Source organism: Pseudomonas sp. 9Ag (assembly GCF_902506445.1).
Classification (GTDB): domain Bacteria; phylum Pseudomonadota; class Gammaproteobacteria; order Pseudomonadales; family Pseudomonadaceae; genus Stutzerimonas; species Stutzerimonas stutzeri_AB.
The window spans coordinates 1,126,538-1,147,357 of sequence record NZ_LR733836.1 but is presented as its reverse complement, the minus strand read 5'-3'; the positions used below and the strand labels follow the sequence as shown (position 1 = coordinate 1,147,357).

Genomic DNA, 20,820 nt, shown 5'->3' with positions numbered 1-20,820 from the left:
TCCTTCTTGTTGTTTTGGTGGAGGCTCAGCGCTTGCTGGCGTGATTCTTCAGTTCCAGCTTGGCGATGGTGTCCAGATGCACCTCGTCCGGGCCGTCGGCCAGCCGCAGGGTCCGCTGGTGCGCCCAGGCTGCCGCCAGGAAGCTGTCCTGGCTGACACCCTTGGCGCCATGGACCTGAATCGCACGGTCCAGCACCCGCAGCGCCATGCTCGGTGCGGCGGCCTTGATCATCGCGATCTCCTGACGTGCCACCTTGTTGCCAACGGTGTCCATCATGCGTGCGGCCTTCAGCGTCAGCAGGCGGGTCTGTTCGATTTCGATACGGGACCGGGCGATGTCCTTGCGGATCGAGTCGAAGTCAGCCAGCGGCTTCCCAAACGCGACACGCGAATGCACTCGCTCGCACATGGCTTGCAGGGCACGCTCGGCCACGCCGATGGTGCGCATGCAATGGTGGATGCGCCCTGGGCCGAGCCGCCCCTGGGCGATCTCGAAGCCGCGGCCCTCGCCAAGCAGCATGTTGCTGGCAGGCACGCGGACGTTGTTGTAATGGATCTCGGCATGGCCATGAGGCGCGTGGTCGTAACCGAACACGTGGAGCGCACGGACGATCTCGACGCCAGGTGCATCCAGCGGCACGAGGATCATCGACTGTTGCCGATGCCGCTCGGCCGAGGGATCGGTCTTGCCCATGACGATGGCGATCTTGCAGGTGGTGGTCATTGCGCCCGACGACCACCACTTCTGCCCGTTGATCACATACTCGTCGCCTTCGCGACGAATCTCGCAGGCGATGTTGGTCGCATCGGATGACGCAACCTCGGGTTCGGTCATGGAGAAGCAGGAGCGAATCTCGCCATTAAGCAACGGCTTGAGCCACTGTTCCTGCTGCTCGGGCGTGCCGTAGCGCGCCAGGACTTCCATGTTGCCGGTATCCGGCGCTGAGCAGTTGAACACCTCGGCGGCGACATGGGAGCGGCCCATGATTTCGCAGAGGTGCGCGTACTCGAAATTGGTCAGTCCGGCGCCGTGTTCGCTTTCCGGCAGGAACAGATTCCACAAACCTTGCGCTCGGGCCTTGAGCTTCAATTCCTCGAGGATCGGCGGTGGTGCCCAGCGGTTGCTGGCGGTGGCGACCTGCTCGTGAAAGACGTGTTCGTTCGGGTAGATATGTTCATCCATGAACGCCGTGAGTTGCTGCTGGAGTTCCAGCGCCTTGCCGGTCAGTTCATACATCGCCGTCTTCCTTCTTGTTGTTGGGCACGAGGAAATCCACAGGCACGCCTTGCGCCTGTTCGCTGCCAGAGCGTAGCCGGAAGGTCGCCTCGCCAATCGCCAGAAGGCGATCGTCCGCGTCGCGCACCTCACCCGAGCTATTGAAAATGCGTGTCCCACCGGCCCGTCGACGACCAATGGCGCGTATCACACCGCCCGAGCATTGGCCGGTGAAGGTGGTGTTGAGCACCAGGGTGACGGCCTTGCGAACGCGTCCCGGATAAGGGCAATAGGTGCCAGCCTCCGCGAGCACCACATCCAGCAGCGCAGTCATCACGCCGCCATGAAGCACGCCGGCCATATTCAGATGACAGGCCTGCACATCGAGCTCGATCACGGCTTCGTCTTCGGTCCAGGACACCTGACGATAGCCAAGCACCTGATGAAAGCCAGGCAGGTCGCTGCCTCCACTGATGGGCAAATGATTGGTCCGGCTGTCATCGACCGGCAGCTCCGTTTTCTGCCCGTTCATCGCGTCACTACCGCATAGCCACGGGCAGCTGCAGAACCGGAGCGTGGACCTTGCGTCTGGGTGTCTCTTGCGTCGAGGCGCATGACGAGTCCTCTCGATTGTTTTTGTGGGGGAGTCCTCTTCTTTTCGAAGCTGGCATGCAGGAAACGCTGAGTCAATTCGGAATCCAGTTCCATCAGGCAGAATTATGATGCCCCACAAACAGAACCGTCTAAGCTCAACCTTTGCTGGACAGACCACGATCAATCAGTCGCTGCACACCGGACCTGTTATCGAGAAAGGTAGCGATAGCCTTCTGCTAGCGCTTGAAAAAGCTCCGCGCTATGTTAGCTTTCGAGCAGCTTTGCAAAAGTCAGTTCTGCTGTGCGAAACAAGCATGCGACGCACGTGATACAAAGATGGCCTCAGCCAGACAATTACAACAAGAGGACGCGTTATGAAATCCATGCTCAAAAAGCTACTCGTTCCCGCCGGTTTGTTAGCGATGGCGGTCTCCGCCATGGCTCCGCAGATGGCTGCCGCACAGGACGTCACCAAATGGCGCGTGCAATCGCATTGGCCGAGCGCCAGCAGCTCCTACCAGGACAGCCTTGTCAGACTCAAGAATGAAATCGAGCGGCGCACCGACGGGCGGCTGCAGTTGCAGTTGTTCGAATCCGGCGCGCTGTTCAAACCGCAAGAAACCTTCAATGCCGTCAGCCGCGGCATCGTCCAGATGGGCACCATCTCTCCCGGCTACGCGCAGGACAAGATGACCCTCGCCGGTATCGCTTCCGGCCTGCCCTTCGCCTTCCAGAATGTCTGGGAGGCTGCGTACTTCCATAAGCAGATGGGCTTCGAAGACATGCTCCGTGAAGAAGCCGCGCAACACGGCGTCTACTGGTCGACCGATAAGGTCTACCCAACCGAGATGGTGGTGAAGAAGCCAATCAACAGCTGGGAAGACTTCACCAAGCTGAAGATCCGCTCATCCGGTGCGCTGCAGAAGTTTCTCGACGAGGCTGGCGCCTCTACCACCTATCTGCCTGGTGGCGAGCTCTACCCGGCGCTCGATACTGGCGTGGTTGATGGTGCCCACTGGGGCGCGGTCCAGGGTGCTGCAAGCATGAGCTTCTACGAAGTGGCGAAGAATCATGTGCGACCCGCACTGAACATCGCCGGCACCGATGTGATCATCATCAGCCAGAAGGCGCTGGACAAGCTGTCCGAGCGCGACCAGGAAATAGTCAAGCAGATTCTCGATGAGCAGTTCTGGTACCGCACCAACGAGTACCTGTATCAGGAACAGATCGCCTTGCAGAAAGCCATCAAGGAACAGGGCGTGAAGGTCAACGTACTGCCGGATGACGTCCAGGCGCGGCTTCGTGAAGTCGCGAAAAAGACCTGGGAAGAAGAAGGCAAGCGTAGCGACAAGTCGGCCGAAGCCTTGCAAAAGCTCAAGACCTTCCTCAGTGACCTCGGTTACCAGTAACCCCCTCGCCTGACCCACTCCCGACGCGGTCATGCGTCGGGGGTGCGATTCGCTCAATCCTTGCTCGTGGGGCCCGTCATGCGCCTGATCCATGCCTACATCAACGGCATCACCCGGCTCAACGAATTCATCGGCCGCTGGGTGGCCTACCTGATCTTTCTTATCTTCGCGCTGCTGCTGCTCGAAGTGTTCATGCGCTACCTGTTCTCGAGCCCGACCTCCTGGACCAACGAATTCGGACAGATGTTGTTCGGCGCTTATGTGGTGCTATCCGGCGGCTACGTAATGGCACACCGCGACCACGTCAACGTCGACCTGCTCTACGCCTCGTTCAGCCCCCGCACACGCGCCTGGGTCGACATCTTCACCTCCAGCATGTTTTTCCTGTTTATGGCCGCGCTGTTGTATTTCGGCAGCTCCATGGCCTGGGAGTCGGTTCAAGGCATGGAAACCTCCTACTCCGCCTGGAATCCGCCGATCTGGCCGATCAAGGCGATGATTCCACTCGGCACCTTGCTGTTGTTGCTGCAGGGTATTGCCAAGCTGTTGCAGGACATCCTCATTGCGCTGGGCCGTGAATCGGTCAGCGATACCCGCCACGCGGGGGATGCGCCATGAGCATCGAAATCACCACCTTGCTGTTCTTCCTGACGCTGGTCTTCTTTCTTGTACTCGGGCTGCCGCTGGCCTTCGTGCTGGGCGGTGTCTCGGTGCTGTTCCTCTATTTCACCTGGGGCGTTGACGCCTTCTACATGGTCGCTTCGCAGATGTGGGGCACCATGGAAAGCTTCACCCTGGTGGCCATCCCGCTGTTCGTGTTCATGGCCATGCTGCTCGAACGAACTGGGGTCGCGCGCGACCTCTATCGCATGATGCACCTGTGGTGCGGCGGCATGCGGGGCGGGCTGGCGATCGGCACGCTGGGGATCTGTGCGGTGTTCGGCGCCATGGTCGGAATCAGCGGCGCGGCGGTCGTGGCGATGGGCACCATTGCCTTGCCGGCCATGCTCGAACGCGGCTATGACAAGCGCATGGTGCTCGGCTGCATCAACACCGGTGGCGGTTGGGGCATTCTGATTCCGCCGAGCATCATGATGATTCTCTACGCGATGATCAGCGGTCAGTCGGTCGGCAAGATGTTCGCGGCAGGTGTCTTGCCGGGTCTGCTACTGGTCGCGCTGACCGTTACCTACGTGCTGGTGCGCTCGTTTCTGCAGCCCCATCTGGCACCTGCACTACCCAAGGAAGAGCGAGGCAGTTGGGGCGACAAGCTACGCGCGATACGTGCAGTGCTGCTTCCGATCGGCATCGTTGTCATGGTGCTCGGATCGATCATCGGTGGTTTGACGACCCCGACCGAGGCGGCCGCCATGGGCGTGTTCGGTGCACTGATCTCCGCCGCCGTCTATCGCAAGCTGAACTGGCCAGTCCTGCAGGAAGCCGCTATCCGCACCTTCAAGCTGACCGGCATGATCGCCTGGATCCTGTTCGCGGCTCACGCGTTCAGCTCGGCCTATCAGGGCATGGGGGCGCAGTCGCTGATCGAGGGCCTGATGATGGACCTGCCCGGCGGCCGTTGGGCAATCATCATCGTCATGATGGCGATCGTCTTCGTCATGGGCATGTTGCTCGATCCCGTCGGCATCATGCTGATCACCCTGCCGGTGTTCCTGCCGATCGTCGCTTCACTCGGCTTCGATCCGATCTGGTTCGGCGTGCTGTTCGTGATCAACATGGAGATCGGTTATATGACGCCGCCGTTCGGGTTCAACCTGTTCTACCTGAAAGGCATCGTCCCGCCCGGCATCACTATGAAGGACATCTACTGGTCGGTAATTCCCTTCGTGATCGTCAACATCATCGGCATGGGCATCATCATGCTGTTCCCCGAGATCGCGACCTATCTGCCGAACACGCTGTTCTGATCAAGCGCGTGGGAACAAAAAAGCCGGAGCAGATGCTCCGGCTTTTTCATGTGTCTATCAGATGATGTTCGCGTAGTCCGCTTCGATGCGGTCCAGGCTCAGGTGGTTGAGGAAGTTGGAGAAGCACATCCAGGCCGACAGCGCATTGAGGTCCTGGAACTGCTGCGGCAGGTACTTCGGCGGCACCACCATGCCCTCCTCGACCAGTTGGCGCAGGGTGCGCATGTCTTCCAGCGTGGTCTTGCCGCAGAACAGCAGCGGGATCTGTTCCAGCTTGCCCTTACGCACCGCCAGCTGGATGTAGTTGTAGATCATGATGAAACCCTTCAGGTAGGACAGGTCCTTGGTGAAGGGCAAGCCATCGGGAGACGAGCCGCGAAATACGCGACTGGCATTGCCGTAGCTGTCGTCGTCGGAATAGCCCTGCTCGCGGAAAAAGCCGAAGACGTCGAGAAAATCCGCACCCTCTTCCGCCATGTGAATGGCACGGGTACGGTTGGTGAGTTTACGCAGGCGCGTCGGGTAAGAGGCGAAAGCGATGACCTCCATCAGGATCGCCAAGCCTTCCTGAGTCACGGTTGAGGACGGCGGGCCCTTGGCGAGGAAGGTGCATATCGGCTGGTTCTGCCCGTTAAGCGTGGTGCCGACATGGACCAGCCCCTCGTGGACTTCCAGCGCTCGTACGTCGCGTTCGTTGAACATCGCATCACTGCGGATCTTGATGTAATCAGCGCCGGCGGCGGCATCGGCAAGAATGCCATCAGATTCGAATACGCGAATCACGCCTTCACCCTCGCCAAACACCAGATCCAGCCGGCGCTGCAACAAGTCCACTGCCTGCGGTGCGGTAAGCACTTTGGCTTCGTCCTTGAGGTCGCCGCGGTCAGCAATGTTGTTCAGGTAGTCGGAAAGCATCAGACCGAGGTCGGCGAGCGTCGGATCACCAGCATGAAAGGCGTCAGAAGCAGCGCCGTAAAGCTCCTGGGAAATCAGGCCGAAATCGGCGGTGCCGCGTGCTTCGAGCATGCGGATCACCATCCGGTATTCCTTGCACATGCGCCGCATGATCTGCCCGACCGGGTTGAATTGGCCCAGTTGACGGGTGATGTCGCGTTCGATGTTCTGGAACTCTTCCTTCTTGGCGCTGGAATCAAAGCCAAGCGGACGGCCTTCGTAGTAAGCGCGGTCGACCTGAGGCAGCTCACGGGCGCCAGCGGCATAAAAACCTTGGCGAATGCTGTCGTCCCATTTCACCGCATCAAGCACACGCAGCGGGGTCTGCGCTTCGACGATACGTTCGGACAGACCGCGCACCGTAAGCTGGTATTCATCCAGGTTGTTGCGGGTATTCATCCGTACCTCGTCAGTGATGAGCCATAGCTTTCAACTTATACACCAGCGGACCGTGGCATTCCGTGCCCGGTTCGCGAACTGCCTGCTGTGCGTATAGAAGTGTGTCGGCCGGCATCAAGCAATCTGTACCCAGCCGAAACCGCGAACTGGCTTACCCAAGCCTTGGCACATCAGCCTGGGCATGGCCACGGCGGGGTCCCGCGCCTGCCCTTCGCCGCAGTCACATCGCAGCGTGGGGATGACAGCCGCTCGACCAATTCGCCGGGCGGCTGGGCGCCTTGATCAGATCTCGGGACGCATGTGCGGGAACAGGATCACGTCGCGAATCGATGGCGAGTTGGTCAGCAGCATGACCAGACGGTCGATGCCGATACCTTCACCGGCTGTCGGCGGCATGCCGTATTCCAGCGCGCGGACGAAGTCGGCATCGAAATGCATGGCTTCATCATCACCGGCATCCTTGTCACGAACCTGCGCGTGGAAGCGCTCGGCCTGATCCTCGGCATCGTTCAACTCGGAATAGGCGTTGGCGATCTCGCGGCCGCCGATGAACAGCTCGAAGCGATCAGTGACGTTCGGATCGTCGTTGCTACGACGCGCCAGCGGCGAGACTTCGAACGGATAGCGGGTGATGAAGGTTGGCTGCTCCAGCTTGTGCTCGACCAACTCCTCGAAAATCATCACCTGCAACTTGCCCAGCCCTTCAAAGCCGAGCACCTTGGCGCCGGCCTTCTTGGCGATGGCGCGGGCGGTGTCGACGTCTTGCAGGTCGGCAGCGCTGATCTCCGGGTTGAACTTGAGGATCGCGTCGAACACAGACAGACGTGCAAAGGGTTCGCCGAAGTGGAACAGCTTGTCGCCGTACGGCACGTCGGTGCTGCCCAGGACCAACTGCGCCAGCTCGCGGAACAGTTCTTCAGTCAGATCCATGTTGTCTTCGTAGTCAGCGTAGGCCTGGTAGAACTCGAGCATGGTGAACTCGGGGTTGTGCCGGGTCGAAACGCCTTCGTTACGGAAGTTACGGTTGATCTCAAAGACGCGCTCGAAGCCACCGACCACCAGGCGCTTGAGGTACAGCTCAGGGGCGATGCGCAGGAACATCGGCAGGTCCAGCGCGTTGTGGTGGGTCTCGAACGGCTTGGCCGCGGCGCCACCGGGGATGGTCTGCAGCATCGGCGTTTCCACTTCGAGGAAGTCGCGCTCGTTGAGGAATTTGCGGATGTGGCCGATCACCTGCGAACGCACACGGAAGGTGTGGCGGGTTTCCTCGTTGACGATCAGGTCGACGTAGCGCTGGCGATAACGCTGCTCGGTGTCGGTCAGGCCGTGGTGCTTGTCCGGCAGCGGACGCAGCGACTTGGTCAGTAGCCGTACGTCGGTCATCTCGACATACAGGTCGCCCTTGCCGGAACGGGCCAGCGTGCCCTCAGCGGCAATGATGTCGCCCAGATCCCAATGCTTGATGGCTTCCAGCGTCTCGGCCGGCAACGTCTTGCGGTTGACGTAGACCTGGATGCGCCCGGTCATGTCCTGCAGGACCATGAAAGCGCCACGGTTAAGCATGATGCGTCCAGCCACCTTCACCGGGATCGCCGCTTCTGCCAGCTCTTCCTTGGTCTTGTCGACGTATTTCAGCTGCAGGTCGTTGCAGTAGCTGTCGCGACGGAAGTCATTGGGGAAAACGTCGCCCTTGGCGCGTTCAGCAGCCAGTTTTTCCTTGCGCTGAAGGATCAGGCTGTTTTCTTCCTCGTGGATGGCGTGCTGGTTCAGCGGTTGTTCGCTCATGGTTTAAAAATGCCTGGATCGAATGAATGAATCCCGGGGAGGGTGTGTTGGCAGGCGTTTCACTTCAGCCCACCGTGACCTGCCCCTGTTTTGGTGGGCTGAATCCCACCCTACATCTGGACACTTGGAACTCGAGCTGGGTGAGCCGGGCGGCGTTCCGCTTCAGCCCACCCACGCTGGCCAAGGTCAGTCGCGTTAAAGCCCTTGCTTCAGACTGGCTTCGAGGTACTGGTCGATGTCGCCGTCCAGCACCTTCTGGCAGTCGCTACGTTCCACGCCGGTACGTAAATCCTTGATGCGCGAGTCGTCGAGCACATAGGAGCGAATCTGATGACCCCAACCGATATCGGACTTGGTGTCTTCCAGGGCCTGGGAGGCCGCGTTGCGCTTCTGCATTTCCTGCTCGTACAACCGGGCCCGCAGCATTTTCATGGCGGTGTCCTTGTTGGCGTGCTGGGAACGCTCGTTCTGGCAGGCCACCACCGTGTTGGTTGGTACGTGGGTAATACGTACCGCCGAGTCGGTGGTATTGACGTGCTGACCACCGGCACCGGAAGAGCGGTAGGTGTCGATGCGCAGGTCGGCCGGATTGATGTCGATCTCGACCCTGTCGTCGATCTCGGGCGAGACGAACACTGCCGAGAACGAGGTGTGGCGGCGCGCTCCAGAGTCGAACGGACTCTTGCGCACCAGGCGGTGCACTCCGATCTCGGTGCGCAACCAGCCGAAGGCGTATTCGCCCTTGATGTGGACGGTAGCGCCCTTGATGCCGGCGACTTCGCCCTCGGACAGCTCGACGATCTCAGCGCTGAAACCGCGCTTGTCGGCCCAGCGCAGGTACATGCGCAGGAGTATGTTGGCCCAGTCCTGCGCCTCGGTGCCGCCGGAACCGGCTTGGATGTCGAGGTAGGCGTTGTTGGGGTCCATTTCGCCGCTGAACATGCGGCGGAATTCCAGCCCCTCGAGGATGCCACGCAGACGCTCCAGCTCGGCCGCGACGTCGTCTACGGCGCTCTGGTCGTCTTCTTCGACAGCCATGTCGAGCAGGTCGCGGGAGTCGGCCAGTCCACCTTCGAGATCGTCGATGGTTTCGACGATCTGCGCCAGGGTGGCTCGCTCGCGGCCCAGGTTCTGGGCGTACTCAGGCTTGTTCCAGACGTTCGGGTCTTCGAGTTCGCGGTTTACTTCAACCAGACGATCATGCTTCTGATCGTAGTCAAAGATACCCCCGAATTGACTGGGTGCGGTCGGACAGGTCCTTGATGCTGTTGAGGATCGGGTTGATTTCCATAGGTCGGCAGCTCTCAATCGGACGTTGCGAAAAGCCGGCGATTATAGCGCAGCTGACCGTGACTGACAGCCCACGCGGGACCGTCGGCGCGGCGAATGTCAAGCAGATTGACCAGGGCTCGTTGGAAAGGCGGCGTGCTCGCCGCCCCATTTGAGGTCAGGCGGAAACGCCGCGCACCTGGCTTTCCAGTTCGGCCTTCAACTGCGGATCGAGCTTCAGCTGGCGAGCCAGCTCGTCCAGGTAGGCGCGCTCCATGAACTGCTCCTCGTCCACCATCAAGACACTGGCGAGGTACATCTCCGAAGCCATTTCCGGCGTAGTGGCAGCCGCGGCCACATCTACTGGATCGAGCGGCTTGTTCAGCTCCGCCTCCAGCCAATGCTGCAATTCAGGATCGTCGGTGAGCTGGGCCAGCTCGGCCTCGATCATCTTGCGCTCCTGATCGTCGACATGACCGTCGGCTTTAGCCGCAGCGACTAGCGCCTTGAGGATGCCACGACTGTGCTCTTCAACCTGGTCTGGCGGAAGCCGGTCGACCGTCTTCGGCTCAGTGCGCGGTGCGCTCGCAGCTGCTGCGGCACCCTGTTGAGCCTGCTGCGCCTGCCAGTTGCCATAGGCTTTGTAGGCCAGCATGCCGAGTGCGGCCAGACCACCATAGGTGACAGCCTTGCCACCCATGCGACGTCCGCTTCGGCTGCCCAGCAACATGCCGAGCGCGCCGGTCGCCAGCGCACCCTTTCCACGCCCGCCAGCGCCTCCAAGCAGGCTACCCAGAGGCCCACCTGCGCCGGAGAGCATGTCGCCGAGCGAGCCGCCGCTGCTGCTATTGGTATTACCGGGGCGCGTAACCGAGCCCTGCTGCTTCTGTAGAAGATCCTGCCCGGATTTGAGCAGTTGATCGAGCAAACCGGAGGTTTTCATGAAAATACCTGTATACGAAGTGATGGATTAATCAAGCGAATCGGGAACCTGTCGGATCGGCGTATTGCGGTGGGCCGCACGCACATACTGGGCAGGCCAGGGCACCGAGCAGTCACGAAGATCTTCGGCGGCATGTAGCGGCCAGTACGGATCACGCAACAGCTCACGGGCCAGCAGGATCAGGTCGGCCTGGCCGGTACGCAGAATGTGTTCGGCCTGAACCGCCTCGGTGATCATGCCGACGGTGCCGGTGGCGATACCCGCCTCGCGCCGGACCTGCTCGGCGAACTGGGTCTGGTAGCCCGGTCCAACCGGGATCTCCGCGTTGACCGCCGTGCCGCCCGACGAGACATCGATCATGTCGACGCCCAGCGTCTTCAGCCGGCGCGCCAGTTCGACGGTTTCTTCCGAGTTCCATCCGTCCTGGACCCAGTCGGTTGCGGACAGGCGAACGAACAGCGGCAACTCTTCCGGCCATACCGCCCGTACCGCCTCGGTCACTTCCAAAAGCAGCCGGATGCGGTTTTCAAACGAGCCGCCATAGGCATCCTGGCGCTGGTTGGACAGCGGTGAAAGGAACTGATGCAGCAAGTAGCCGTGGGCGGCGTGTATTTCGGCAATCTTGAAGCCAGCCGCGAGTGACCGCTCGGCGGCGCGAATAAACGCCTGAATGACATCCTGAATTCCCGCCTCGTCGAGCGCGGTTGGAACCGCATGTTCCGGGTCGAAGGCAATAGTCGACGGACCTACCGGCGTCCAGCCTCCGGCAGCGATGGGGACGCTGCCATGCCGCCCAAGCCAGGGCTGCCAGGTGCTCGCCTTGCGGCCGGCATGAGCCAGCTGAATCCCAGCGACGGAGCCCTGAGCCTCGATGAAGCGTGTGATTCGCCGAAGCGGCTCGATATGTTCGTCAGACCATATCCCCAGGTCCTCAGGCGAAATCCGTCCATTGGCCGAAACAGCGGTCGCCTCGATGATCACCAGCCCTGCCCCGCCCACTGCGCGGCTACCCAGGTGCACCAGATGCCAATCGTTGGCCATACCGGCCTTGGCCGAGTACTGACACATGGGCGATACGGCAATGCGATTGGGCAGGGTCAGCTGGCGCAAGGTGAGCGGCTGGAAGAGCTGGGTCATGGAAACCTCGACTGCAGGGGATGCGTTTTTGGACATCCTTCAGTACAGACTGTTTCGGTGACTTTGCTCGGCCTGGATGGTGTTTACCGAGAATTCGGTGACCGGGTGTTGCACACCGGCGTGAGCCAACATTGATCGACCGCCGACATGACCTTCTGCGTACAAGGAGCGTCCACGCAAATAGCAGATCGCTATCCCAGCTCGGTCTTGTTCGGAAATATTGGAAGCTTGGGGGATGGCAAACCACTCGCCATCCCCGCATCTGCAGTTATGCCGCCTCTACCTCCACCGGTACGCCATTGAGTGCTGCGTTTCCCGACAAGGCATCGAGCTGGCGCTCGTCGGTGAGGTCGTTGGCACTGGCACCCGGCTGGCGATTGGCAATCTCCAGCTGCGCACCGGGACGACCATGGCCCCAGCCGTGCGGCAGGCTGACCACACCGGGCATCATCTCGTCGCTGACAGCCACTTCAACTTCGATCATGCCGACCCGCGAGCGAACCCGAACGCGCTGACCGTCAAGCAGCCCCAGCCGGCTCAGATCAACCGGATTCATCAGCAGCTGATGTCGCGGCTTGCCCTTAACCAGCCGGTGGTAGTTGTGCATCCACGAGTTATTGCTGCGCACATGGCGGCGGCCTATCAGTACCAGTTGATCCGACGGCGCCGAGATCGACGCCGCAAAACGCTGCAGATCACCGAGGAACAGCGGGGGCGCCGCCTGAACGCGCCGGCCTTCGGTTTTCAGTCGCCCGGCCAGATTGGGCTTCAGCGGACCAAGATCAAGCCCGTGCGGATAGTCGCGCAGCCGGGAAAGACTCAAGTCCAGTTCGCTTTTCTCGCCATAAGGGCCGGCACGCAGGCCACGATCGATCATCTGTTCTGGCGCGACGGTGGGCTTGAGATCGCCGCCGGTGCGCGCCGCGAACGCCTTGGCCAGGCCGATGAAAATTTCCCAGTCATGCAGCGCACCCGCCGGCTTGCTGAGTACCGGCTCGTTGAAGCGGGTAACGTTGCGCACCGCGAACGTGTTGAAGGTGGTGTCGTAATGATCATGCTCCAACGGCGCCGTCGGCGGCAGGATCAGATCAGCGTAGCGGGTCGTTTCATTGATGTAGAAATCCACGCTGAGCATGAATTCCAGGCCGTCGAGCGCCTGCTCCAGCTTGCGCCCGTTGGGTGTGGAAAGCACCGGATTGCCGGCTACCGTCACCAGCGCGCGAATCTGCCCGTCCCCTTCGGTAAGCATCTCCTCGGCCAGCGCTGATACCGGCAGCTCGCCGCCGTATTCCGGCAGTCCTGAAACCCGGCTCTGCCAGCGGTTGAAATGTCCGCCGGAGGTGTTTGCCACGAGATCCACCGCCGGCTCCGTGCACAGCGCGCCACCGACCCGATCCAGGTTGCCAGTGACCAGGTTGATCGACTGCACCAGCCACTGGCATAGCGTGCCGAACGCCTGGGTCGAAACGCCCATCCGGCCGTAGCAGACCGCTTTGTCCGCCGCAGCGAAATCCCGTGCCAGTTGCCGAATCTGCACAGCCGGCACGCCGCAGCGCGGCCCCATTGCTTCAGCGGTGAAAGATTTCACCGCCGCTCGGAGTTCATCCAGGTCAGCCACGGGAAGATGGCTGGCACGTGTCAGGTCTTCGTCGAAAAGCGTATTGAGCAAGCCGAAAAGCAGCGCCGCGTCTTCGCCCGGGCGGACGAACAGATGCTGATCGGCAATGGCAGCGGTTTCGCTGCGACGCGGGTCGACCACCACCAGCTTGCCGCCGCGTGCCTGCAATGCCTTCAGCCGTTTTTCCACATCCGGGACGGTCATGATGCTGCCATTCGATGCCAGCGGATTACCGCCCAGTATCAGCATGAAATCGGTGTGGTCGATGTCTGGAATCGGGATCAGCAGACCGTGGCCGTACATCATCAGGCTGGTCAGGTGATGCGGCAGCTGATCGACCGAGGTGGCTGAAAAGCGATTGCGGGTTTTAAACTGGCCCAGAAAATAGTTGCTGTGGGTCATCAGCCCGTAATTGTGCACGCTGGGGTTGCCCTGATAGACCGCCAGCGCATTATTGCCGTGACGCTCGCGAATCTCGGCGAACCGATCTGCCACCAACGCGAAGGCTTCGTCCCACTCAATCGCCTGCCACTCGTTGCCTACCCGGCGCATCGGGTGGCGCAGGCGATCCGGATCGTTCTGGATGTCTTGCAACGCGACAGCCTTGGGGCAGATGTGACCACGACTGAAACTGTCCTGAGGGTCGCCCTTGACTGATACGATCTGCTCATCACGAGTTTCGATGGTCAGGCCGCAAATGGCCTCGCACAGGTGACAGGCACGGTGGTGCTGGGTCGTTTCGCTCATCGCGGGCTCCAGAGATTGTTCTTGTAATCAGAACACTCTAGGCCTGAGCCGGGCCTGCGCCAATCATGCACGCCCAGGCAAATAGCGCCCGATTCAGATAACCGATCTTGCTCAGGCCAGTCAGCGGAAGGCATGGGGACCTGAAGCCCCAGCGGTCCGCAAACCGACACCACCTGCAGCAGCGAATCGCGCGAGTCTCTTGAGCCTTATATCGCGCAGGGTGCAGACCGAGCGGTCATCGCGCAGCGATATGCGCCACCAGCAACTGCACGCTTTCACGCCCGCGGAATTCATTGACGTCCAGCTTGTAGGCCAGATCGGCCCAGCGCACCGTGGGGTTTGGCCAAAGTTCGCGATCAATGTTGAACGCGATTCCATCGAGGGTCAGCGAGCCGCATTCGCTCTTGAGCACCATCTTCAAGTGCTTCTCGCCGACCAGCCGCTGCTGCACCAGCTGGAAAACGCCGTGAAACACTGGTTCGGGGAAGTGCTGCCCCCATGGCCCGGCGTTGCGCAGCGCCTTGGCCAGCTCTAGATGGAATTCCTCGACACTCAATTGGCCATCGGTCAGCAGACGCCCGGTGAGGTCGTCCTCACAGAGCTGACGACGCACCTCGGCATCGAATGCCGCGGCGAAGGCACCGAAATTAGCCTCAGGCAGCGACAGGCCAGCCGCCATCGCATGCCCGCCAAACTTGCTGATCAAACCCGGATGACGCGCCGCAACCGCATCCAGCGCATCGCGGATATGAAACCCCGGCACTGACCGCGCCGAGCCCTTGAGCACGCCTTCCCCAGCATCGGCGAAGGCGATGGTCGGACGGTGGTACCGCTCCTTGAGACGTGAGGCGAGGATGCCGATGACGCCCTGGTGCCAGTCCGGCTCGAACAAGCACAGGCCGAACGGCATGTCTTCAAGCGGCAGGTCCTTTAGCTGGGCCAGCGCCTCGCGTTGCATGCCCTGTTCGATGCCCTTGCGGTCCTGGTTGAGCTGGTCGAGCTGAACGGCCATGTCGCGCGCAAGCGCTTCGTCTTCACAGAGCAGACACTCGATGCCCAAAGCCATATCGTCGAGGCGACCTGCCGCGTTCAAGCGCGGGCCCAGAATGAAGCCAAGATCGGTCGAGGTAATGCGGCTGTGATCGCGCCCGGCAACCTCCAGAATTGCCCTCAACCCCGGCCGTGCACGACCGGCACGGATTCGAGCCAAACCTTGATGCACGAGGATGCGGTTGTTTGCATCCAGCGGCACCACGTCAGCGACGCTGCCCAGCGCCACTAGATCCAGCAGCTCGGCCAGGTTCGGTTCCGCCCAGCCATGGCGGCTGAACCAGCCCCTGTCGCGAAGTGCCGCACGCAACGCCAGCAACACGTAGAAAATCACCCCGACGCCAGCAATGCACTTGCTTGGAAAGGCGCATTCAGGCTGGTTGGGGTTGACGATGGCATCTGCCGCTGGCAACTCGGTACCAGGCAGGTGATGGTCGGTCACCAGGACCTTGAGGCCTGCCGCCTTGGCTGCCGCTACGCCGTCGACGCTGGAAATGCCGTTATCCACCGTCACCAGCAGATCAGGCCGACGCTCGAGCGCCACGGCAACGATCTCTGGCGTCAGACCGTAGCCGTACTCGAAGCGATTGGGCACCAGATAATCCACGTGAGCAGCACCCAGCTGACGCAGGCCCAGCACACCCACGGTACTGGCGGTTGCGCCGTCGGCGTCAAAATCACCCACAAACAGAATGCGCTGGCGAGTTTCGATTGCTTCGACCAGCAGCGCCACAGCGGCGTCGATGCCCTTGAGTTGACCGTAGGGGATCAAGCGCGCCAAGCCTTTGTCCAGCTCGCTAATCGACTGCACGCCACGGGCAGCGTAGAGACGCGTCAACAGCGGCGGCAGGTCTCCCAGGTCGGGAAGCTGCTCGGGAAGGGGGCGAGGTTCGATACGCATCTGTTGATTATCCGGTGCAGCGTGAAGTGGGTGACAGTCATAGCGGAGGGCGCAGGCTGGCCATAGCGGCGGACATGGTAGACGCTACCGCGCAGAGGCGGCTCTTGATTCCGATGGTCAGGCAGCCACGGCAGAAGTACCGACGCAGCAGGCGCCGCTTGAGCTGGCCGCAAGCATACAGCAATGAATTATTGCCGGGCTGCCCGCCGACGGTGTGCCCTATGATCAGGCATCGCGCATCAATGCTCTATCATCGTGACAACCGCGCAAGGCCAATACGAAACCCGCCATTACCCCGGAGACCGGCATGAAGCGCCTGCTACTTAATTGCGACATTGGCGAGAGTTTCGGAGCCTGGACAATGGGCCTGGACGCCGAAGTCATGCCTTTCATCGATTGTGCAAACGTAGCTTGTGGATTTCACGCGTCGGACCCGCAAATCATGCGCCGCACAGTGGCCCTGGCGACAGAGCATCAGGTCATGATCGGCGCGCACCCGGCCTACCCCGACCTGGCCGGCTTCGGGCGCCGCTCCATGGCTTGCAGCCCGGACGAAGTGGAGAACATGCTGCTCTATCAGATCGGCGCGCTGGAAGGCATCTGCCGCGCGGAGGGCAACCAGGTCAGCTATGTCAAACCCCACGGAGCTCTCTACAACGACATGATGCGCAAGCCCGAACTGCTTCGCGCGGTCATGAAAGCCGTCATCGCCTACTCGCCAACGCTGCCCTTGATGCTGATGTCGACCCGCGACAACAGCGCCGCCCAGACGCTGGGTGACGAGCTTGGCGTGACCCTGTGGTTCGAGGTGTTTGCTGACCGCGCCTATGATCCGGACGGCAGGCTGGTCTCCCGTGATCAGCTCGGCGCCGTACATCACGACACCGATACGGTCGCCGCCCAGGCTCTGAGCCTGGCCATGGGCGAAGCGCTCGTCGCCAGCGACGGCAGCCCGCTGAGGCTGCTTGCCGACACCCTCTGCGTACACGGAGACAATGCCGGCTCTGTTGCGGCAGTCCAGCGGATACGCCTGGCACTCGAGAACCTGGCCGGATGAAGCCACGGATAGAGGTCGTCGGCATCGACTGTCTGATGCTGCGCCTGTTCGACGAGATCGACGAAGCCCACATGCCCTGGCTGCTCGCGGCAACCGGACGGCTGCGCGATGCCTTCGGTGGGGCGTTGCTAGATCTGGTGCCCTCCTACACCACCTTGCTGGTGCACTACGACCTGCGCCAGCTCAACGACGATCAGGCGCGTCAGCGAGTGGCCGAAGCGCTGCACAACCTGCAGCCAGACGCCTGTGGCCAGACGCGTGAATTGAACATTCCAGTGTGGTATGACCCAAGCGTCGGCCCGGAACTGGAGGCATTGGGCCAACGCAGTGGGCTCGGCATGGCAGGCGTGATCGAACGGCACAGCGCCCGCACCTACCAGGTTTTCGCGCTGGGATTTGCACCGGGCTTCGCCTTCATGGGGCTGCTCGACGAATGCCTCGCCAGCCCGCGCCTGCAAACGCCGCGTAAGCGAGTCCCGGCCGGCAGCCTGGGTATCGCTGATCGCCAGACGGCCATCTATCCGCTGGTTTCTCCCGGCGGCTGGAACCTTGTCGGACGCAGCCCGACCCGCCTGTTTGATCGTGAGCTGGATGACTACAGCATCTGGCAACCCGGTGACAGGGTCCGTTTTCAGCCCATCGATCACGCCGAATTCGTCAGGTTAGGCGGAGACGACACGCCTTACGAGGTGACGTCATGACCCTGCTGATCGAGCGCAGCGGCGCCTTGGCCAGCCTGCAGGACAGCGGTCGATTCGGCGTCCGTCATCTTGGTGTGACCCAGGGCGGTGCTGCTGACTGGGTGTCGCAATCCTGGGCCAACTGGCTGCTGGGTAGTCCACTTCATGCCGCCACGGTGGAAATCACCCTCGGCAATCTGACTCTGCTCGCTGAGACAGATAGCTGCCTGGCCCTGTGTGGCGCCGACCTCGCAGCGACACTGGAAGGACAGCCCATCGCGCCGGGGCGCAGTTTCACCATCCGCAAAGGACAGCGTCTGCGCTTCGGCACGCCGCAACTGGGCGTGCGGGCCTATCTCGCCGCGCCGGGCGGATTCGCGGCGCCGCAACTCCTGGGCAGCTGCGCTACGGTGCGCCGAGAGGGACTCGGCGGCCTGCACGGCGATGGCCAGCCCCTGACCGAGGGTGATCGGCTGATTTACAGTGGCGCCCCTGCTAGCGCACGCGAATTAGGCTCTGAACAGAACCCTCCACTGTTTACCGATACGCCACTAGAGGTCGTGCTGGGCGCGCAGATCGGAGATTTCAGCGGCCAGAGCCTGTTCGACGTGTTCAACCGCCCTTGGACGGTCGACCAGCGTGCAGACCGTATGGGCATCCGCCTGCTGGGGCCAGTGCTGCGCAGTTCGCGGCAGTCGATGATTTCCGAAGGCGTGCCGCTGGGTGCTATCCAAGTGCCGCCGGATGGCCAGCCCATCGTGCTGCTCAATGACCGGCAAACCATTGGCGGCTACCCTAGGCTGGGCGCACTGACCCCACTTGCGGTGGCGCGCCTGGCGCAGTGCCTGCCCGGCACCGAGGTCCATTTGAAGCCGAAAGCCCTGCAGGCTGCGCAACGCGAGCAACGCCTGTTACTCGCCCAGTGGCAATAAGAGTGTCAGCGGCGCAATACACAGACGGCTTGTCTGCCTGAAGGCGCGCGAATCCGATTTTGGCGATTTTGATTCAGGCATGGGAGCCAATACAGTCGGCGAACGCCTCAGCCGCGCTCCCCAATCAGCCACTCAAGCGGCACTTCATGCTGGCCGCGCTCATCGGTGATGAACAATGAACCCTCGCTGACCATCACGCTCCAGCTGATCGCCCTGGGTAAATCGCGCGCCACTGACTCCAGTGCCTCCTGCCCCACGGCCACAACGTTGATCTTTTTCAGGCTGCGCACGCTGTCGAGCACCTTCGTCTGCCATACCCGCAGATTCCCGTAAGCGACCAAGCTGAAGCGTTCCGCGCGGCGCGAGCACCAGGTGATCCGCTCAGCATCCGGCTGGCCGACTTCGATCCAGTGCAGCACGCGATCATCGAGGCTCTTCTCCCACAACGCGGGTTCATCGACATCCGACAGCCCCCGACCGAAAGCGAGCCTCTCGTCATACCAGAGCACGTAAGCGATCAGCCTTGCGACCAGGCGCTCCTCTGTCTCAGAGGGATGCCGAGCAACGGTAAAGCGCAGATCCTGATAAACGTGGCGATCAAGATCGGTGAGATTGATCTCGACCTTATACGGTGTGGCTTGCAGGGCCATGACAGCTCCGGACGGGAAAAAGGAGCCGCAGTTTAGCGTATCGGCACTATTACAGAGGCGCTCTTAGCACGGCTTTCAATGCCACAACGAGCATGAAAAAATCCGACGAACGTTCTTTGACAATCGTTCTCATTATATTTAGCATCCACTTTATTCGCAGACCCAACGGGTAGTTCATATGTACGTGTGTCTTTGCCAGGGCGTTACCGACGGCCAGATCCGTGAAGCCATCTATGAAGGTTGCTGCAGCTATCGTGAAGTGCGAGATGCCACTGGCGTTGCCACCCAATGCGGTAAGTGCGCCTGCGTCGCCAAGCAGGTTGTGCGCGAAACCCTGAGCGATATACAGAACGCCAGCGCCTCCCTTGCTTACCCAGCCGGATTTTCACCCGCCTGATCCACATCGATTTACCCGAGCCGGGCACATGCCCGGCTTTTTTCTGCCCGCGAATCAAGGCCTTGGCCGCCAGTCGCGGAACAGACTTATTCTTATTTCGCTTTACCCTTTATCATTCAAGGACTTAGGTTTGACAGCACCCAGGTTCGTGGCCAGACTGCGCTTATTAACGAACCCGATTCGACGCAGGGCACCGACATGAAAGGCGACAAGCTGGTCATTCAGCATCTGAACAAGATTCTTGGCAACGAACTGGTCGCAATCAACCAGTACTTCCTGCATGCACGCATGTACGAAGATTGGGGTCTCGGCAAGCTAGGCAAGCATGAGTACAAAGAATCCATCGACGAGATGAAGCATGCGGACAAGCTGATCAAGCGCATCCTCTTTCTCGAAGGCCTGCCCAATCTGCAGGATCTGGGAAAGCTGCTGATCGGTGAAAACACCCGCGAGATGCTCGACTGCGACCTCAAGCTCGAGCAAGGCGGCATACAGGATCTGAAGGTTGCCATCGCCTATTGTGAAAGCATCGGCGATTACGGCACCCGCGAGCTGCTTGAAGACATTCTTGAATCCGAGGAAGAACACATCGATTGGCTGGAGACTCAACTGAGCCTGATCGGCAAGGTTGGCATGGAGAACTACCTCCAGTCGCAGATGGACGAGTAAACCGTCGCTTTTCAGCGAAAACGGGAGCCTAGGCTCCCGTTTTCGTTATTGCCTGACGCAACTGAACGTCACATCACGCTGAAATATCGAAGCTTGCCTAAACGTAGGCATAAAAAAACCCGCTCTTTAGCGGGTTTTTCGGAGTAGCTATCAAGCGCCAGCTTTTTCAACGGCTTGCTTGATCAGCGGTTGCAACTCACCCTTTTCGAACATCTCAAGAATGATGTCGCTGCCACCGACCAACTCGCCATCCACCCACAACTGGGGAAAGGTCGGCCAGTTGGCATATTTCGGTAGATTGGTACGAATTTCAGGATTTTGTAGGATGTCGACGTAGGCGAATTTCTCACCACAGCCCATCACAGCCTGGGTCGCACGGGCGGAAAAGCCGCACTGCGGTGCATTGGGCGAGCCTTTCATGTAAAGCAGCACCGGGTTCTTTTCGATCTGCTCTTTGATGGTTTCGATGATATCCATGGGGCACCTCG

Annotated in this window: 19 protein-coding genes; 8 read left to right on the top strand and 11 right to left on the bottom strand. The window is 60.8% G+C overall.

Features of this window, described 5'->3' with window-relative positions; all coding sequences use genetic code 11:
- Positions 1-25: 25 nt before the first annotated feature.
- Both ALTERO38_RS05245 and ALTERO38_RS05240 read right to left on the bottom strand, forming a co-directional pair.
- A complete protein-coding gene (locus ALTERO38_RS05245; protein ID WP_159967523.1) occupies positions 26-1,237 on the bottom strand; it encodes an acyl-CoA dehydrogenase family protein in 1,212 nt (403 codons plus the stop codon).
- Entirely contained in the window at positions 1,230-1,748 is a 519-nt protein-coding gene (locus ALTERO38_RS05240) for a PaaI family thioesterase (RefSeq protein WP_159967522.1), read from the bottom strand. Before ALTERO38_RS05240 ends, ALTERO38_RS05245 begins: the two co-directional genes overlap by 8 nt.
- Positions 1,749-2,184: 436 nt before the next feature.
- Here ALTERO38_RS05240 and dctP point away from each other — a divergent pair, with 436 nt between their 5' ends.
- From dctP to ALTERO38_RS05225, 3 genes are all read left to right on the top strand, one after another.
- Entirely contained in the window at positions 2,185-3,219 is a 1,035-nt protein-coding gene (dctP, locus tag ALTERO38_RS05235; RefSeq protein ID WP_102835953.1) for a TRAP transporter substrate-binding protein DctP, read from the top strand.
- Between the two features lie 78 nt (positions 3,220-3,297).
- Complete coding sequence (locus ALTERO38_RS05230; protein WP_102835952.1) at positions 3,298-3,837, top strand: TRAP transporter small permease subunit; 540 nt, start codon at positions 3,298-3,300, stop codon at positions 3,835-3,837.
- Entirely contained in the window at positions 3,834-5,144 is a 1,311-nt protein-coding gene (locus ALTERO38_RS05225; protein WP_045425356.1) for a TRAP transporter large permease subunit, read from the top strand. The genes ALTERO38_RS05230 and ALTERO38_RS05225 overlap by 4 nt, the downstream gene beginning before the upstream one ends.
- Positions 5,145-5,201: 57 nt before the next feature.
- On the opposite strand, the gene ALTERO38_RS05220 is transcribed toward ALTERO38_RS05225, so the two are convergent.
- The 7 genes from ALTERO38_RS05220 to recJ form a co-directional block, all read right to left on the bottom strand.
- Positions 5,202-6,497, bottom strand: coding sequence for a flavohemoglobin expression-modulating QEGLA motif protein (locus tag ALTERO38_RS05220; RefSeq protein WP_159967521.1), 1,296 nt, complete (start codon positions 6,495-6,497; stop codon positions 5,202-5,204).
- 282 nt (positions 6,498-6,779) lie between these two features.
- Positions 6,780-8,282 carry a lysine--tRNA ligase gene (gene lysS, locus ALTERO38_RS05215; protein ID WP_102835949.1) on the bottom strand — a complete coding sequence of 501 codons (1,503 nt, stop codon included), beginning with the start codon at positions 8,280-8,282 and terminating at the stop codon, positions 6,780-6,782.
- A gap of 195 nt (positions 8,283-8,477) precedes the next feature.
- Positions 8,478-9,573, bottom strand: a protein-coding gene (gene prfB, locus ALTERO38_RS05210; RefSeq protein ID WP_148926453.1) for a peptide chain release factor 2 whose coding sequence is annotated in 2 segments (ribosomal slippage) — positions 8,478-9,500 and positions 9,502-9,573 — 1,095 coding nt in all. Because the reading frame shifts where the segments join, the coding sequence is not laid out codon by codon here.
- Positions 9,574-9,729: 156 nt separating this feature from the next.
- Positions 9,730-10,494, bottom strand: a complete 765-nt coding sequence (locus ALTERO38_RS05205; protein ID WP_159967520.1) for a tellurite resistance TerB family protein — start codon at positions 10,492-10,494, stop codon at positions 9,730-9,732.
- 27 nt (positions 10,495-10,521) lie between these two features.
- The gene (locus tag ALTERO38_RS05200) at positions 10,522-11,631 is read right to left on the bottom strand and encodes an NADH:flavin oxidoreductase/NADH oxidase (RefSeq protein ID WP_159967519.1); all 1,110 of its coding nucleotides are present in this window, start codon (positions 11,629-11,631) and stop codon (positions 10,522-10,524) included.
- A 268-nt stretch (positions 11,632-11,899) separates the two neighbouring features.
- Positions 11,900-13,996, bottom strand: a complete 2,097-nt coding sequence (locus ALTERO38_RS05195; RefSeq protein WP_159967518.1) for a molybdopterin oxidoreductase family protein — start codon at positions 13,994-13,996, stop codon at positions 11,900-11,902.
- 235 nt (positions 13,997-14,231) lie between these two features.
- Positions 14,232-15,947, bottom strand: coding sequence for a single-stranded-DNA-specific exonuclease RecJ (gene recJ / locus ALTERO38_RS05190; RefSeq protein WP_159967517.1), 1,716 nt, complete (start codon positions 15,945-15,947; stop codon positions 14,232-14,234).
- A 307-nt stretch (positions 15,948-16,254) separates the two neighbouring features.
- Here recJ and ALTERO38_RS05185 point away from each other — a divergent pair, with 307 nt between their 5' ends.
- The 3 genes from ALTERO38_RS05185 to ALTERO38_RS05175 are packed head-to-tail and all read left to right on the top strand — an operon-like array spanning position 16,255 to position 18,616.
- Positions 16,255-17,004: a 5-oxoprolinase subunit PxpA gene (locus tag ALTERO38_RS05185; protein WP_159967516.1), complete on the top strand. Its 750-nt coding sequence runs from the start codon at positions 16,255-16,257 to the stop codon at positions 17,002-17,004.
- Positions 17,001-17,705 (top strand): 5-oxoprolinase subunit PxpB, encoded by a 705-nt coding sequence (gene pxpB / locus ALTERO38_RS05180; RefSeq protein WP_159967515.1) that lies wholly within the window; start codon positions 17,001-17,003, stop codon positions 17,703-17,705. Before ALTERO38_RS05185 ends, pxpB begins: the two co-directional genes overlap by 4 nt.
- Positions 17,702-18,616 carry a biotin-dependent carboxyltransferase family protein gene (locus tag ALTERO38_RS05175; RefSeq protein ID WP_159967514.1) on the top strand — a complete coding sequence of 305 codons (915 nt, stop codon included), beginning with the start codon at positions 17,702-17,704 and terminating at the stop codon, positions 18,614-18,616. The genes pxpB and ALTERO38_RS05175 overlap by 4 nt, the downstream gene beginning before the upstream one ends.
- Before the next feature lie 107 nt (positions 18,617-18,723).
- On the opposite strand, the gene ALTERO38_RS05170 is transcribed toward ALTERO38_RS05175, so the two are convergent.
- Positions 18,724-19,266, bottom strand: coding sequence for a YaeQ family protein (locus ALTERO38_RS05170; RefSeq protein WP_148926461.1), 543 nt, complete (start codon positions 19,264-19,266; stop codon positions 18,724-18,726).
- A 178-nt stretch (positions 19,267-19,444) separates the two neighbouring features.
- Between ALTERO38_RS05170 and ALTERO38_RS05165 the strand changes: the two genes are divergently transcribed.
- Positions 19,445-19,663 carry a bacterioferritin-associated ferredoxin gene (locus tag ALTERO38_RS05165; RefSeq protein WP_102835940.1) on the top strand — a complete coding sequence of 73 codons (219 nt, stop codon included), beginning with the start codon at positions 19,445-19,447 and terminating at the stop codon, positions 19,661-19,663.
- Positions 19,664-19,861: 198 nt separating this feature from the next.
- Positions 19,862-20,332, top strand: a complete 471-nt coding sequence (gene bfr, locus ALTERO38_RS05160) for a bacterioferritin (protein WP_148926462.1) — start codon at positions 19,862-19,864, stop codon at positions 20,330-20,332.
- A 150-nt stretch (positions 20,333-20,482) separates the two neighbouring features.
- Here the strand turns inward: bfr and grxD are convergent, their stop codons facing one another.
- Positions 20,483-20,809, bottom strand: coding sequence for a Grx4 family monothiol glutaredoxin (gene grxD / locus ALTERO38_RS05155; RefSeq protein ID WP_019341028.1), 327 nt, complete (start codon positions 20,807-20,809; stop codon positions 20,483-20,485).
- Between the last annotated feature and the right edge of the window lie 11 nt (positions 20,810-20,820).

Bases quoted from the DNA above. Each gene is read 5' to 3' on its own strand.
- ALTERO38_RS05245 (WP_159967523.1), bottom strand. From the start codon at position 1,237: ATGTATGAACTGACCGGCAAGGCGCTGGAACTCCAGCAGCAACTCACG.
- ALTERO38_RS05240 (WP_159967522.1), bottom strand. From the start codon at position 1,748: ATGAACGGGCAGAAAACGGAGCTGCCGGTCGATGACAGCCGGACCAAT.
- dctP (WP_102835953.1), top strand. From the start codon at position 2,185: ATGAAATCCATGCTCAAAAAGCTACTCGTTCCCGCCGGTTTGTTAGCG.
- ALTERO38_RS05230 (WP_102835952.1), top strand. From the start codon at position 3,298: ATGCGCCTGATCCATGCCTACATCAACGGCATCACCCGGCTCAACGAA.
- ALTERO38_RS05225 (WP_045425356.1), top strand. From the start codon at position 3,834: ATGAGCATCGAAATCACCACCTTGCTGTTCTTCCTGACGCTGGTCTTC.
- ALTERO38_RS05220 (WP_159967521.1), bottom strand. From the start codon at position 6,497: ATGAATACCCGCAACAACCTGGATGAATACCAGCTTACGGTGCGCGGT.
- lysS (WP_102835949.1), bottom strand. From the start codon at position 8,282: ATGAGCGAACAACCGCTGAACCAGCACGCCATCCACGAGGAAGAAAAC.
- ALTERO38_RS05205 (WP_159967520.1), bottom strand. From the start codon at position 10,494: ATGAAAACCTCCGGTTTGCTCGATCAACTGCTCAAATCCGGGCAGGAT.
- ALTERO38_RS05200 (WP_159967519.1), bottom strand. From the start codon at position 11,631: ATGACCCAGCTCTTCCAGCCGCTCACCTTGCGCCAGCTGACCCTGCCC.
- ALTERO38_RS05195 (WP_159967518.1), bottom strand. From the start codon at position 13,996: ATGAGCGAAACGACCCAGCACCACCGTGCCTGTCACCTGTGCGAGGCC.
- recJ (WP_159967517.1), bottom strand. From the start codon at position 15,947: ATGCGTATCGAACCTCGCCCCCTTCCCGAGCAGCTTCCCGACCTGGGA.
- ALTERO38_RS05185 (WP_159967516.1), top strand. From the start codon at position 16,255: ATGAAGCGCCTGCTACTTAATTGCGACATTGGCGAGAGTTTCGGAGCC.
- pxpB (WP_159967515.1), top strand. From the start codon at position 17,001: ATGAAGCCACGGATAGAGGTCGTCGGCATCGACTGTCTGATGCTGCGC.
- ALTERO38_RS05175 (WP_159967514.1), top strand. From the start codon at position 17,702: ATGACCCTGCTGATCGAGCGCAGCGGCGCCTTGGCCAGCCTGCAGGAC.
- ALTERO38_RS05170 (WP_148926461.1), bottom strand. From the start codon at position 19,266: ATGGCCCTGCAAGCCACACCGTATAAGGTCGAGATCAATCTCACCGAT.
- ALTERO38_RS05165 (WP_102835940.1), top strand. From the start codon at position 19,445: ATGTACGTGTGTCTTTGCCAGGGCGTTACCGACGGCCAGATCCGTGAA.
- bfr (WP_148926462.1), top strand. From the start codon at position 19,862: ATGAAAGGCGACAAGCTGGTCATTCAGCATCTGAACAAGATTCTTGGC.
- grxD (WP_019341028.1), bottom strand. From the start codon at position 20,809: ATGGATATCATCGAAACCATCAAAGAGCAGATCGAAAAGAACCCGGTG.